At 60.1% G+C, this 13,135-nt stretch carries 14 protein-coding genes; 12 read left to right on the forward strand and 2 right to left on the reverse strand.

The genetic code is table 11. The features are described from left to right. Positions 1-24 precede the first annotated feature (24 nt). On the forward strand, positions 25-2,334 hold the full coding sequence (gene gspD, locus JK176_RS07205; RefSeq protein WP_211587241.1) for a type II secretion system secretin GspD: 2,310 nt from the start codon (positions 25-27) through the stop codon (positions 2,332-2,334). A 1-nt stretch (position 2,335) separates the two neighbouring features. Continuing rightward, positions 2,336-3,193, forward strand: a complete 858-nt coding sequence (locus JK176_RS07210; protein ID WP_249194314.1) for a type II secretion system protein GspK — start codon at positions 2,336-2,338, stop codon at positions 3,191-3,193. Here JK176_RS07210 and gspG read toward each other — a convergent pair. Continuing rightward, a complete protein-coding gene (gene gspG, locus JK176_RS07215) occupies positions 3,170-3,613 on the reverse strand; it encodes a type II secretion system major pseudopilin GspG (RefSeq protein WP_211587242.1) in 444 nt (147 codons plus the stop codon). The genes JK176_RS07210 and gspG overlap by 24 nt on opposite strands. A 137-nt stretch (positions 3,614-3,750) precedes the next feature. Here gspG and JK176_RS07220 point away from each other — a divergent pair, with 137 nt between their 5' ends. The 10 genes from JK176_RS07220 (at position 3,751) to JK176_RS07265 (ending at position 12,264) form a co-directional block, all read left to right on the forward strand. Then, entirely contained in the window at positions 3,751-4,170 is a 420-nt protein-coding gene (locus JK176_RS07220) for a lytic transglycosylase domain-containing protein (protein WP_211587243.1), read from the forward strand. 261 nt (positions 4,171-4,431) lie between these two features. Further along, a complete protein-coding gene (locus tag JK176_RS07225; protein WP_194268239.1) occupies positions 4,432-5,112 on the forward strand; it encodes a hypothetical protein in 681 nt (226 codons plus the stop codon). 166 nt (positions 5,113-5,278) lie between these two features. Further along, positions 5,279-5,467, forward strand: coding sequence for a hypothetical protein (locus JK176_RS07230; RefSeq protein ID WP_141306867.1), 189 nt, complete (start codon positions 5,279-5,281; stop codon positions 5,465-5,467). 108 nt (positions 5,468-5,575) lie between these two features. Continuing rightward, positions 5,576-6,478 carry an EscD/YscD/HrpQ family type III secretion system periplasmic domain-containing protein gene (locus tag JK176_RS07235; protein WP_211587244.1) on the forward strand — a complete coding sequence of 301 codons (903 nt, stop codon included), beginning with the start codon at positions 5,576-5,578 and terminating at the stop codon, positions 6,476-6,478. A 36-nt stretch (positions 6,479-6,514) separates the two neighbouring features. After that, entirely contained in the window at positions 6,515-6,895 is a 381-nt protein-coding gene (locus tag JK176_RS07240; RefSeq protein ID WP_211587245.1) for a hypothetical protein, read from the forward strand. A 2-nt stretch (positions 6,896-6,897) separates the two neighbouring features. Continuing rightward, the gene (locus JK176_RS07245; RefSeq protein WP_211587246.1) at positions 6,898-7,221 is read left to right on the forward strand and encodes a hypothetical protein; all 324 of its coding nucleotides are present in this window, start codon (positions 6,898-6,900) and stop codon (positions 7,219-7,221) included. Then, complete coding sequence (sctV, locus tag JK176_RS07250; protein ID WP_211587247.1) at positions 7,218-9,359, forward strand: type III secretion system export apparatus subunit SctV; 2,142 nt, start codon at positions 7,218-7,220, stop codon at positions 9,357-9,359. Before JK176_RS07245 ends, sctV begins: the two co-directional genes overlap by 4 nt. Before the next feature lie 31 nt (positions 9,360-9,390). Next, the gene (locus tag JK176_RS07255) at positions 9,391-10,092 is read left to right on the forward strand and encodes a response regulator transcription factor (RefSeq protein WP_211587248.1); all 702 of its coding nucleotides are present in this window, start codon (positions 9,391-9,393) and stop codon (positions 10,090-10,092) included. Positions 10,093-10,108: 16 nt separating this feature from the next. Further along, positions 10,109-11,548: a type II and III secretion system protein family protein gene (locus JK176_RS07260; protein ID WP_211587249.1), complete on the forward strand. Its 1,440-nt coding sequence runs from the start codon at positions 10,109-10,111 to the stop codon at positions 11,546-11,548. Further along, positions 11,545-12,264 carry a hypothetical protein gene (locus JK176_RS07265; RefSeq protein ID WP_211587250.1) on the forward strand — a complete coding sequence of 240 codons (720 nt, stop codon included), beginning with the start codon at positions 11,545-11,547 and terminating at the stop codon, positions 12,262-12,264. Before JK176_RS07260 ends, JK176_RS07265 begins: the two co-directional genes overlap by 4 nt. Here the strand turns inward: JK176_RS07265 and JK176_RS07270 are convergent. Beyond that, a complete protein-coding gene (locus JK176_RS07270; protein WP_211587251.1) occupies positions 12,225-13,070 on the reverse strand; it encodes a lipopolysaccharide assembly protein LapB in 846 nt (281 codons plus the stop codon). The genes JK176_RS07265 and JK176_RS07270 overlap by 40 nt on opposite strands. Positions 13,071-13,135: the final 65 nt, after the last annotated feature.

Here is a 13,135-nt window from a genome sequence, read left to right on the forward strand (position 1 = left end):
CGACAGAACAGACTGAGAGACAACGTGCCTGCTTCCCTGTCCTTTGCCATCTCCGGGATGTCCCGCCGTTTCCTCCTCACGGCAGCACTTCCGCCGCTGGCCTTGCTGGCGGGCTGTTCGTCCACGCCACCGCACCTGACACCCCTGCCGATCTCGAAACATCTGTACGGCCAGACAGCCACGCCCCGAATTGACGGTCCGGTCGGGAGCATGGAATCCGCTCGGGGCGGCATGCTGAGTTATGGCCGGGCCTCCGGCACTCGCCAGACGGGCGGTGGCGCCTCCGAAAATGGAACCCTGACCCTCAATTTCGTGGATGCCGATATCCAGTCGGTTACGGACGAGATTCTCGGGCGGCTGCTTCAGGCCAACTATCTCGTTGATTCAAACGTCCACGGCACCATCACCCTGCGTACACCGCATCCGCTGCGTCAGGACCAGCTTCTGCCCGTTTTCCGGACTGCACTCGCGGGCGCAGGCGCGGCGCTGGTCGAGGAGAACGGCATTTACCGCGTCACCACCCTTGCAAGCACGGCGGGAACCGGCGGCGGAACGGCAGGCAACACGATCGTTCCGCTGCGCTACACTTCGGCTGAAAGTCTGGTGAAGGCGCTTCAGCCCATCCTCAAGGGCGGGGACCATATCGTTGCGGCCCCTGCGGGAAATGCCGTCGTGATTTCGGGCGATCCCGCCACGCGGGCCTCTCTGGAAGAACTGGTCCGGACCTTTGATTCCGATGTGCTGGCCGGACAGTCCTATGCCCTGTTCCCCGCAACCAGCGGCAATGCCAGCGAAGTCTCGCAGGCCCTTCAGGCTGCTCTGGGCAGCAAAAAGGAACAGGCGCTGGCAGGCCGGATGCAGGTCGTGCCCATGCCACATATCGAAGCGGTGATGGTCATTGCCGCAACCCCCGCCCTTCTGGATCAGGCCCGTCGTGCCTTTTCCGTCATCGAGGCGCAGCGTCGCAGAACCGTTCGGAAATGGAATGTGTTCTACATCCAGAACAGCCGGGCGAACGACGTGGCCTACGTTCTGCAACAGGCCTTCACCCCCGGCCATGTCACGGCCGTTCCCACGGCAAAAGCCCAGACCTCCTCTTCCGGTTTCCAGAATTCCTCGTCCGGTTCCGGGAGTTCGGGAAGTTTCGGCAGCGGGATGGGCTTCGGATCTTCCAGCGGCGGAACGTCCCAGCAGGGCAACCAGCTCTCGGGCTCCGGCCAGAACGGCTCCTCTTCGGACGGCCAGTCCGGCCAGACGCAGACCGCACAGGACGGAATTTCCAATAATCCCCTGCTCGGAGGCCTGGGTCTGGGCAGTTCGGGCAATAATTCCGAAACGGCGGAAATCCGCATCATTCCCGATACCCAGAACAATGCCGTTCTGGTCTATGGCACAGCCAACGAGATGGAAACCGTGGCCTCCATGCTCCGCAAGGTGGACATCATGCCTCTTCAGGTCCGGGTGGATGCCACGGTCGCCGAAGTGACGCTGAATGACTCGCTCAATTACGGCACGCAGTTCTTTTTCAAATCGGGCGGAATAAACGGCATTCTCAGCAATGCGTCCCAGTCTCTCGGAAGCGCCAATCTGGTATCGTCGCAGCTCTCCAGTTCGTTCCCGGGTTTCGTTCTCGGCGGATCGGGACAGGGGGGAGCGCCCTTCGTCATCAACGCGCTTCAGGCCGTCACGAAAGTACGCGTCCTGTCCTCGCCCGAACTGATGGTCGTGGACAACCAGCCCGCTTCCCTCATGGTGGGCGACATGGTGCCGTATCTGACCGGCTCGACCACCGGGGTTCTGACGTCGAATTCCACCATTACGAATTCGATCAACTATCAGCCCACGGGCGTGATCCTTCAGGTCACTCCCCATGTCAGCAATGGCGGGACGGTCACGCTCGACATTTCCCAGCAGGTCAGTTCCGTGGCTTCCAGCACGACGACGACTGGCAGCGGGTCCATCAACAGCCCGACCTTCTCTCAGCGTCAGGTTACGTCGCGCGTCGTCATCGCGGACGGTCAGACGGTCGGACTGGCCGGGCTGATCTCGGACACGTCCAACCGCAACAACAGCGGAATGCCTTGGCTGAAAGACATTCCGCTCCTTGGGATGCTGGGGGCAAACCAGACCAACACAAGAAACCGCACGGAACTCCTGATCCTCATCACGCCCCATATCATCCACAGCCAGAGCGAAGCCTACGCCCTGACGGAGGATCTGCGCGAACAGCTTCTTCACGCAGCGCTCCTGCCCAGCGAAATGAACGGAATGTCCCCGACCGGCTCGGCAGATCCGCAGCACCGCATTCTCAAAGCAGTCGGACTGCACGACTGACATGCCAAGCGGCACCCCATCGCTCCCTTCCCGTCCAAACGGTCCGCTGCGCGGCCGGGAGGCAGGGTTTGCGCTGCTGCTGGTGCTCTGGACGCTCGCTTTTCTGGCCCTGATCGGCACGCAGGCCCTGATGCTGGGCCGGGCGTCGCTGAAACTCGAAAGCACGGCACTCTGGAAAGCGCGGCTCCAGACAACGGCAGACGCCGCCATCACGACGGAACTCTACGCCGTCGCCACGGGGCGCACGCGCCCGACGGGCCAATGGTCTTCCAGCCCTGAGGCCACGGAGTTTCAGGTCAGGACGCGCAGTCAGATCCGACGGGACAGGATCAATCCCAACATTGCCAGTCAGCCGCTGATGGCGGCGCTCCTGATGACGCAGGGTTTTCCATCCGATCAGGCCGCCTCTCTGGCAGCCACACTTCTCGGGTGGCGCAGTGAGGGGTTTCATGTGGCGGACAGGGCCTCGGCCTGTGTGTCACAGGGACTGCCGTTTCATGATCTGGATGATCTTTCGGCCGTTCCCGGTATGACACCTTTGCTGCTTGAGGGGCTGGAGCCGCATCTGTCTTTTGCCCAGCAGGAGCTGCCCGATCTCCACACCGGCGATCCGTCCGTCCGGCAGGCTCTGCTGAAATCCGGAATTTCAAGTGGCGCGGATCAGACGGATCCGAACGGCGAAAGAACTGGTGGCGTCCTTGTCTCCGTGGACGCCATCGTCCTCCACGGCGCTTTCAGGATGTGGCGTCATGCCGAGGCCATCATGCTTCCTGATGAACGCCCCATTCCCTGGCGTCTGGTCCGTCTGGAAACCATGACGCCAGACAGCAGTCCTTCAGGGATTGCAGATCATTCCTGACCCGGCCTCGCCCCGGCCGTTCGGTCCATGAGAACAGAGGTCATAGTCATGTCCCTCCCGCTCCGATGGGGCGTGATAGACATACGCATGGTTCCAGGGATCGGCAGGAACAGCGCCGCCCTTCAGGTAAGGACCGTTCCAGTTCTCCACCGATGACGGACGATGGACCAGCGCGTCCAGACCTTCCTCCGTGGAGGGATAATCGCCCGTATCGAGCTTATACATGTCCAGAACCGTACCGATCCGCGCGATCGACTGCTTGACGACGGACTGGCGGGCACCCCCCAGCTGGCGCAGTGCAGCCGGCGCCACAAGCCCGACCAGCAGGCCCAGAATGGCCAGAACCACGAGAATTTCCAGAAGGGTAAAACCGGCATCATCGCGACACTCGGCACAGGAGACCTGTCTGGGACATGACATTTTAATGACGTACCTTTTTTAACCGTTCGTCAAACGGTACTAAAGCCTCGAACCTTCTCTGCCCAGCGCATGACGAGGCTCACAATGCTGTCTTCATAATTTCTTCATTCGGGACAAAGCATCCCGACAGGTCTGCCATGCCCGCTCCTCTTCTGGCCTGCATGCTCGCAGCCGCCATCCGGTACGATCTCCCTCCACGGGTCCTGCCCGCCATCTGGGAAGTCGAACGCGGCGCCATTGGCCTCGTGCATCACAATACGAACGGCTCCGACGATCTGGGGCTGATGCAGATCAACACGCAGTGGGTCGGCCTCCTTTCCCAGATCACCCGCATGCCCGCTACACAGACGGCTGCGCGTCTTGTCTCGGACGGATGCTTCAATATCGCTGCCTCGGCTCTTATTTTGCGAAGTTACCTCAACGAGACGCATGGAGACCTTCTTCAGGCCGTGGGAAACTATCATTCTCATACGCCCCAGCTGAATTCCGCTTATCAGAAGCGGGTTCTCCAACAGGCCAGACGTCTGTTTGCGGCTGGACACAACCCTCAGGAATGATCTCTGCCTCAACATTCAAGGGTGGAAACCGCGACGCCCCGGTCCTGTCCCTTTGATTGCAATTCAGTGAATATTGACGCGTTTTAACCGGAAATGAGTGTTGGCGGATTTTACGTCAGGTTCCGGTCAGACTGCTCAAATATCTCTTTCTTCAGACCGAAACGACCATGAGAACTGCAACCGCAGCCGGTGGGAAGTTCGGGCAAGAGGGTAAGTCATACCTTGCTCTCTGATCGCAGATTTCCTGATGTGGAGAGCAGTATGTCCACGGTTGACAGTTACAACACAACATTTAGCCCGACGAGCACGGGCGACCTCAACACTTCAGCGACCGGCCAGAACCTGAGCACGGAAACGGCACAGGAAATGGAGCAGGCCCTGATCCAGCTCCTGCAGGAAATGGAAGCCAGCGGCAACGCCTCGGGCACGGGTTCGTCCGACACAGGGTCTTCGACGCCCACACCCGTCGGAAACACGGGCCTGTCCCTGACCGGCAATCTCAGCGACGACATGAAAACGCTGAAGACGCTCGTCGACATGAATGGCACGAACGGCAACACCCTGCAGCAGTACGCCCAGGCTGTTTCGTCGGAAGCCAGCCAGCAGGGTAACGGCCTCGACTCTTCCGTTGCGGGCAATATCGGTCGCAGCCTGTCGGATGGTACCTACGACCAGGGCGGCAGCAGCAATGCCATCAAGCAGGCTCTTCAGGGCAACAGCGTCGATGCGCTGAGCAACAACGTCGACACGATTGCGGACGCCCTGCAGTCCGGCAAGTCCGGCTCGGATGAGTTCAACAACCTTAATGCTCTGGCTCGCGAAGCCTCGAACGCTGGCAACAACAACCTTGCCGATGTTGCGAAGATGCTCGCCAGCGAAATTCAGTCCGGCACGTTCAACAGCAACTCTGCTGCATCCGAACTGAAGTCCGCACTGGGTTGACGCCCGGCATTCTGGCCGATGCGCCTTCGGGGCGGCGGGAGAATGCAGAGCGTGTACAGGCGTTCGCTACGAACGTCACAGTTTTCGGGAGTTCATGTGAGCTTCCGAATGGCGCTGAGAGAAAACGGCGCTGTTTTTAATCACTAACAATGTCATGGAGAACAAAATGAGCGGTTCCATCTCTGCCAGCAGCGATTCAACCATGCAGCAGATCATGCAGGAGTCCGAAGCCATGGAAGACCAGAACCTGCAGAAGCAGGAACAGATGTCTGAAATCTCCAACGCCCAGACATTTGCAAACGACTTTGCCCAGACGATGGAAAGCAACGCGAAGTCCGCCTTTACGAAGGACTGATTTCCGCATCGTCGGACATGGCCTGCATGCCGGGGGCAGACCCCGTCGTGCGGGCCATTTTCTGTTTTTGCCATCTGGAGGATCCGTCCTCCCAAGCCGGGATGCATCATGCTGGTTGTTCAGAACGGATTGCACAGCGATGCCGTCATGACGTTCGGCACAGAGCCTGTCATTATCGGCTCAGGCCCGGATGCGAGCATGGCGCTGCTCGATGACGGCATCGCGGCACAACATCTTTCGATCAGGCAACAGTCTGAGAGTGTCTACCTGCTGCAAGCCCTCGCACCGGATGTCGTTGTGAATACGGTGGCACTTCTGCCTGGTGAGGGCACGACCGTCACAGGTCCTGCAACACTCCGGCTTGGTCCCGTCTCGCTTCATCTGAATTCTGATGGCACCATCGCGGCTTCGCCAGGAACGTTTATCCCCGAAGCCGAAGATATTCCCAATACAAAACGAAAAATCAATCCCACGCTCATGATCGTCGGGGGAATGGCAACAGTTCTAATGCTCGTCGTGATACAGGCATTGTCACACTCCGCGACACCCGCGCACAAAACAGCCAGCGTCTCCCCTTCCCGCACGCCCGATCTGGAAACAGCCTCACTTCAGCAGCCGGTCAGCGATGCCGAACTTGGTCGTCTCGTCGTGCAGCAACTAACGAAAAACAATCTTCCTGAACTCAAGGTCAGTGCATCTTCCGGCGTCATCATCATTGATGGAAGCCTCTCGGCTCAGGAGATGAAAACATTCCGGGACGTCGAAAAATGGTTCGATGCGTCTTTCGGAACGCAGGCGGTCTGGGTTTCGAACGTCTCAGTTGCACCAGAGGCTGCGCCGGTTGATGTGCCCATTCAGGCCGTCTGGAGCGGAAAAAATCCCAATATTGTCGTGCATTCGCAGCGCTATCGGGTTGGCACTGAAATTGTCACAGGATTGTCTCTTTCAGAGATACGGAAACATACCGTAATAATGCACAAAGGTTTACGGCCTATTAACTTTAAGTACTGATTTGCCTCACCGGTAGATCAGCCGGAGACAGTACAGATGGTTCAGAGAGTCTGGTCTGAAGGCACTGTTCGTCTCGACCGCGCTCTGCAGGATCTGTCGCTTCAGCATGACGACAGTCTGTTGAACGCTGAAGTTGCTGCCCTTCGCCAGACGCTTGCGCCTGAAAACGCACTGTCCGAAACCATCGACCCACCCACCGTTATCGGCGCGGTGTACGCCCATATCATGCCGCATCTCCGCAACCCGGCGGTTCTTCTGCCATCCCGCAGACAGGAACTACTACGACGTCTGGAAGAACAGGCCTCCTCACGCTCAAGCTCGGCTCCTGTCGTTCCCGGAGGGGTGGAGACGCTCAGGCATGAGCTTGCGGCTCTGGAGCAGTTGCTCAAGGCATCCAACAGTCTGATCGGCGGCTAGGCATGGAGAGCGATCAACGCGATCTCCTGCTGTCTCTGGCCTATCTCTATATCTGCTGCGGACGGCCCTGGCGGGCTCTGCCCATGCTGCTGCTGGTGCTCGCCCAGCGCACGGGAGACCATGAATGTCTGCGGATGCTGGCGCATGTCTATACTGTCATCCGCCGCAGTGAACTCGCCCTCGTCGTGCTCGACTGTCTCGACAGGCTTGAGATTACTCCCGATGCGGGCAATGCCCTTCTGAGAGCGCGGGCGCTGCATCAGCTTGGTCGGCTCGACGAAGCGCGGACCTGTTTTGCGCACTATACGCGGCACGCTGCGGCATGAAGCATCTCACGCCCTTTTTCCGGGTCATGAGCCAGCGACAGGATCTGGCCCTCGTTCTGGTGCTGGTCCTGACGATCGGCATGCTCATCATGCCGCTGCCCGCGGCCTTTGCGGATGTGCTGATCGGGTGCAATCTCAGCCTGTCGGTCCTGCTTCTGATGGTGGCCGTCTATCTGCGGTCGCCGCTGGATCTGACGGCGCTTCCCGGCATGATCCTCGTCTCGACCGTGTTCCGGCTGGCGCTTGAAGTCACGGTCACGCGGCTGATCCTCACGACGGCGGATGCCGGGGCGATTGTTGAAACGTTCGGCGAATTCGTCATTGGCGGAAACATCGTCGTCGGTCTCGTCGTTTTCGCCATCGTCACCACCGTCCAGTTCATTGTCGTCACAAAAGGCACCGAACGTGTTGCCGAAGTGGGCGCACGTTTTACGCTCGATGCCATGCCCGGCAAGCAGATGAGCATCGACAGCGATCTGCGCTCGGGCGATATCGACGCGATCGAGGCCCGACGCCGGCGCACGGAACTGGCCAGCGAAAGCGCCTTGCACGGTGCCATGGATGGCGCCCTGAAATTCGTGAAGGGCGATGCGATCGCCGGGCTGATCATCATCGTGGTCAATCTGGTCGGGGGGATCGGCATTGGTGTGGCGCAGCATGGCATGGCGATCGGTCAGGCCATGCAGACCTACACGCTGCTGACGGTTGGCGATGCTCTGATCTCACAGATTCCGGCCCTTCTGCTGTCCATCACGGCGGCCGTCGTGGTCACGCGCGTGGGCGGTCATGGCATGGATCTGGGCCGCGATATGGCGACCCAGCTTACGGCCAACAGCAGCGCCCTGCGCGTGGCGTCGGTCGTTCTTCTGGCGATGGGACTTATTCCCGGCTTTCCCAAACCCGTCTTCCTCATTCTGGCGGCAATTTTCTTCTGCGGCAGCCGCCCGGATTGGAAGGGCCTGACGAACCGCGTGTTCCGACGCTCCGTCGAAACGCATCCCGGCGCGCAGGACGATGTCTTCTCCGCCGCCTCACCGGCGGGGCAGACCAGCACGACACTTCAGGAACACTTCACCCCCCTGATGGCGATTACTCTCAGCCAGAAGCTGAACGCCACTCTGGATCAGGGACGTCTGACCCGTCTTCTGGCGCGCGTCAGCATGGAAATCGGCAACGATCTGGGCTTCCAGTTTCCCCCGCCCACGCTCCGGCAACGCGACGACAGCGGGGATTTGCGATTTTCGATCGATCTGGAAGACGTTCCCATCGAGGAGCATGAACTCCGCAAGGACTTCCTTCTGCTGCATGACGATCCGGTTCATCTGGACCTTGCCGGAATAGATGGCGAGGAAGGCGTTGCTCTGCTGACCAATGATCCGTCCCTCTGGGTTCCCTCCGTCAGCGAGGGACGGCTCCGGGCGGCTGGGATCGGGTTTCACGATCATGCCGGGATCATTGCTTTCCGCTTCCGTGCTGCGTTGCGTCGTCATGCCGGGCGTTTCCTCGGGCTTCAGGAAACGCGGCAGATCGTCCAACGCGTGGAGGCACAATATGCCGATCTGACGCGCGAGGCCACGAAACTGGTGCCCGTCCAGCGTCTCGCCGAAGTTCTCAGGCGTCTCGTGGAAGAGGACGTGTCGCTGCGTAATATGCGCCTCATTCTGGAAACGCTCGTGGAGTGGGGCGAGACCGAAAACAAGGTCCCGATGCTGGCCGAACATGTCCGCAATGCCCTGTCCCGTCAGATCTGCCACCGTTATGCGACGAACCACAGGGCGATCCCCGCGATCGTTCTATCGCAGGCAACGGACCAGCTTCTGCGACAGTCCGTTCGCGAAACACCAGCCGGCTCGTTTCTGGCGCTGGAAGTGGATGCGTCCCAAAAACTTCTGGAGGCTGTCCGCGAGCGTCTAGCCAACGCGCCCGGAAAATCCGGCGCGGAAGCGGAAACCACCAAACCCATCATCGTGTGTTCGGTCGACACGCGACGCTTCGTCAGGGGATTCCTGATCCGGAACGGCTTCGACAATCCCGTTCTCTCGTATCAGGACCTTGCCGACGAATTCCCGGTCCATCCCATCGCATCCATCGGAACGGACGTGTTCGGGGCCGATGCAGCCATTGCCAGACAGCAATGACAGATCAACGGATTTTGCAGGAGAAACGCACATGAGACTGATGATCATGTCCCCCGATAGCGGGTATGCCGACGGCCTTGCCAAAAACCTTCAAAGCGCCGGTTTCGGCGCGGATGTTTTCACGACGCTCGACGACGCCAACGAGGCCCTGACGGCATCGAATTACAGTCTTGTCCTGCTGGATTCCACAAGTGGCGATGGCGTCTACAGCGTCTGGTGGCAGGCGCGCTGTCGCTGCCGGCGACACGACGGCGACGAATTCCTCGTGCTCATCGCCAATTGTCAGGACGAGCGGATTGCAGCTCTTGAAGCGGGCGCGGATGACAGCGTGACGCGTGACGTGAGCCCGCGCGAACTGGTTGCGCGTGTTCGCACCATCATGCGTCGTCCCCGCATCCGTTCGGCCGAACAGCATCAGTTCAGTGACCTCACCCTCTGCACCGCCACACGTGAAGTGCGGGTCGGCAATCTTGAACTCACGCTCCAGCGCCGAGAGACGCTCATTCTGGAATCACTGATGCGCCGTCGTGGTCACGTCGTGCCCCGCGCCGGACTTGAGCATGACGTCTATGGCGCGCAGGCCGAATACTGCCCGAACTCCCTTGAAGTCCGTGTCAGTCGGATCAGACGGCAACTCGCAAAGGCACGCTCTCTCGTGACGATCGAATCCGTGCGCGGCGTGGGTTATCGTCTTGCGGCACGGCTCGATAAGGACATGGGACTTACGGCATGATGGACAGTTTTTCAGTATGATTTCAGGCCGTTCAACACACCGCACACGCTTCTGGCAGACCGCCCGCACTGGCGCATTGCAGGGATCTTTTCTGCTCATGGGCGCCGTATGCGTCGGAGTCATCCCGCAAGACGCAGTCGCACAGGTGCAGCCCGCCCGGCATGGTGGGTCCATGACGCTGTCTGTCGGAGGAGCGCAGCTGATCCAACTTCCCCGAGCGGCTGGCAATGTCATGATTGCCGATCCGACGGTTATGGACGTGCAGTACACCGATAATGACGGCCTGTTCATCTTCGGCAAAAAGCCCGGCCATACGACACTTATCGTGCTGGACCAGAGCGGCCAGAAAATGATTTCCGGCGACGTGACGGTCACGTTCAACATGGACGCGATGCGTACCATGATCGCCAAGGAAGGGGGCCGGAATATTCAGGTGCAAATGTCGCCTGAAGGCGTCGTCCTGTCCGGCTCGGTTCCAGATGCCAAAGCCGCCGCGCATCTTGAGGCTCTGGCCCGGCAATACGGCGGAAACGCCTCGAAACTGATCAACCGTCTGACCATCGGCGAGCCGGTTCAGGTCAATCTTGTGGTGCGCGTCGCGGAAGTGCAACGGCAGCTTTCGCAGGATCTAGGCTTTAACTGGACAACGGTTTTCAATGGTGTGGGCTCTTTCGCCATCGGTGCCGCAACGGGCGGACTGAGTGGCGTCCCCAGCGCCATCAAGGCCCTGTCGAGCGCAACCAATACGCTTTCGGGAAGCTATACGAGCGGAGGGTCTTCCGTGACGGGCACACTGGACGCCATGGCGACGGAGGGGCTTGCGACCATGCTGGCGGAGCCCAACCTCACCACCATGTCCGGCGAGACAGCCAAGTTCCTGTCCGGCGGGCAGTTCCCGGTTCCGATCCCGCAGGGTCTGGGTACTGTCGGGATCACCTACAAAAATTATGGTGTCAGCGTCGATTTTACGCCAACGGTCCTGTCTGACGGGACCATCAGCATGCATGTCGCACCGGAAGTCAGCTCCGTTTCTACCGAAGCGTCGGAAGGGGCGTATTCCATTTCCGGCAGCAGCGTTGTTCCCGCCATCCGAACCAACCGGGCTGATACGACCATCCAGCTTGCTTCGGGTCAGAGCTTTGCGATTGGTGGCCTGATTTCAAACGACGCCAGCAATACTATCTCCAAGGTACCGGGGCTGGCGGATATTCCGGTACTTGGATCGCTGTTTCGCTCCACGTCGTTCCAGCGTAACGAGAGCGAGCTGCTGATTGTCGTCACGGCCTATATCGTTCACCCGTCCGATCGTGTTCCGGCGCTGCCAACCGATTACATCCGTCCGACATCCGCCATCGAGGCGCTGCTGCTCCGACGCTCGGCGGCCGCCGCGACGGATGCGCCCGATCCCACACGTATGCCCCATCTTCAGGGTGCGGCCGGGTTTCTTTACGAATGAGATACGCGCTGTCCGCCCTTCTCGCACTGTCACTGGCCGGATGCACCTTCAGCGGCACCCGTTCGTCCGGCTCGCCTCCTCCGCTTCTTCTGGACGTCAACCAGCATCGCATTCTTCTTGACGCCGCCAACGCAGACAGTGCGCTCGATGCCGCGCTGAGCAAACTGGGCGATCCGCGCGCTGTTCACGCCACGATCAACGGTGCAAATCCGCAGATTACTGCTCTCGTGACGCATGCGCTCGTCCGTGCCGGTGTGGAACCGGCGCGGATCCGCGTGGTCCACGATGCGTCCGACACACTCGTCCTCAGGGCGTATGTCGTAGCCCAACCCGATTGTCGTCAGGCCATCCGACCGACCTGGACGGGAGACACATCCGACAGCCTTTATCCCCTTGGACAGTGTCTTCAGGCGGCAGCACTCGCCGCGGAAATCGCCAATCCGGGAGATCTGCTGGAGCCCGCCCATCTGCAACCGGCGAATGGCGCGCGGTTTGGGCGCGTTGTGGAATTGTGGGAATCGGGGATGGATCGCACTTCGCAGAACAGAACGCCTGCGACGTCGAATTTCCCGTCCGCCGTCGGTGGTGGAAGCACGGGGGGAGCCAGTTCGTCTGCGACGACTGGAAGCGACACCCCGGCAACATCCACAAACACCACGACGCAGACTGATGCGTCTCAGTCTCCCGCAGCGGACGTGGCGGCATCCACGCCCTGAGCGGCGTGCAGGAGCGTATAGAACCGCATATTCTGCTGGATCTGTTCGCTGCTGAGGGCCGCTGAGCGTGCGGATTGCCGCGCGTCCGATAATTTGCCCTCAAGAGCGTAAACAATCGCCAGATTTCCATCGATCGTGGAGAGCGACGCCGCTGAAGCCCCGCGCTCCACGGCCTGCGTCCGCAGGGCCAGAAGCTCGGTCAGCGCCTGGTGAGGCTGCCCTCCAAGGGCTTCCGAAAGGGCAAGATCATTGGCGGCAGCGATATTGTTCGGGTCGATCCGCAGCGCATCACGATAACTCTGGCGCGCGCCCTGTGCATCTCCGGAAATTTCATAGGAAATTCCCAGCGCCACACGCAAAGGAGCGGAATTGGGGTTCTGCTGGATCACGGGGAGGAGAACCCCGATCGCTTCCTGTGACCGCTGTGCGGTATTGAGCAACTGGGCAAGCAGCAGTGCAAGACGTACACGCTCGGCAGACGTTGCGTTGGCCTCTGCACCATGAATGGCTTCGATCGCCTCGTTCGTCCGCCCCTGATGCATGAGCGCTTCGACATAAGGCCCGACATAATCCGGCTGTCCGGGGCGCAGTGCAACGGCTCGGCCATAAAAAGCGGCGGCGGTGGTCCAGTCTCCGCGTGCGCGCGCACTGTCGCCGACTTTCATCATGGTCTCGGGGTTTCGCGCCGCCTGCCGCTCCCGCGCGACATCCTGTGCGTTATGTGAAGCGTTTGAGACACAGCCGGCAAGAGGCACCGTCAGCGTGAAAGCAAGGAACACAGCACGTGACGGAAAAGAAACCCGCATGGAAAAACTTTCGTAACGAAGCGCAGAACAGATCTGAGGGGCGCAACCTATCAATCTTATCCGAT

This window comes from Gluconobacter sp. Dm-73, assembly GCF_018256215.1.
GTDB lineage: Bacteria > Pseudomonadota > Alphaproteobacteria > Acetobacterales > Acetobacteraceae > Gluconobacter > Gluconobacter cadivus.

What these genes read in the sequence shown, in the direction of transcription:
- gspG (WP_211587242.1), bottom strand. Translation starts at nt 3,613, where the DNA reads ATGTCATGTCCCAGACAGGTCTCCTGTGCCGAGTGTCGCGATGATGCC.
- JK176_RS07255 (WP_211587248.1), top strand. Translation starts at nt 9,391, where the DNA reads ATGAGACTGATGATCATGTCCCCCGATAGCGGGTATGCCGACGGCCTT.
- JK176_RS07230 (WP_141306867.1), top strand. Translation starts at nt 5,279, where the DNA reads ATGAGCGGTTCCATCTCTGCCAGCAGCGATTCAACCATGCAGCAGATC.
- JK176_RS07245 (WP_211587246.1), top strand. Translation starts at nt 6,898, where the DNA reads ATGGAGAGCGATCAACGCGATCTCCTGCTGTCTCTGGCCTATCTCTAT.
- JK176_RS07225 (WP_194268239.1), top strand. Translation starts at nt 4,432, where the DNA reads ATGTCCACGGTTGACAGTTACAACACAACATTTAGCCCGACGAGCACG.
- sctV (WP_211587247.1), top strand. Translation starts at nt 7,218, where the DNA reads ATGAAGCATCTCACGCCCTTTTTCCGGGTCATGAGCCAGCGACAGGAT.
- JK176_RS07240 (WP_211587245.1), top strand. Translation starts at nt 6,515, where the DNA reads ATGGTTCAGAGAGTCTGGTCTGAAGGCACTGTTCGTCTCGACCGCGCT.
- JK176_RS07260 (WP_211587249.1), top strand. Translation starts at nt 10,109, where the DNA reads ATGATTTCAGGCCGTTCAACACACCGCACACGCTTCTGGCAGACCGCC.
- JK176_RS07210 (WP_249194314.1), top strand. Translation starts at nt 2,336, where the DNA reads ATGCCAAGCGGCACCCCATCGCTCCCTTCCCGTCCAAACGGTCCGCTG.
- JK176_RS07265 (WP_211587250.1), top strand. Translation starts at nt 11,545, where the DNA reads ATGAGATACGCGCTGTCCGCCCTTCTCGCACTGTCACTGGCCGGATGC.
- JK176_RS07235 (WP_211587244.1), top strand. Translation starts at nt 5,576, where the DNA reads ATGCTGGTTGTTCAGAACGGATTGCACAGCGATGCCGTCATGACGTTC.
- JK176_RS07270 (WP_211587251.1), bottom strand. Translation starts at nt 13,070, where the DNA reads ATGCGGGTTTCTTTTCCGTCACGTGCTGTGTTCCTTGCTTTCACGCTG.
- JK176_RS07220 (WP_211587243.1), top strand. Translation starts at nt 3,751, where the DNA reads ATGCCCGCTCCTCTTCTGGCCTGCATGCTCGCAGCCGCCATCCGGTAC.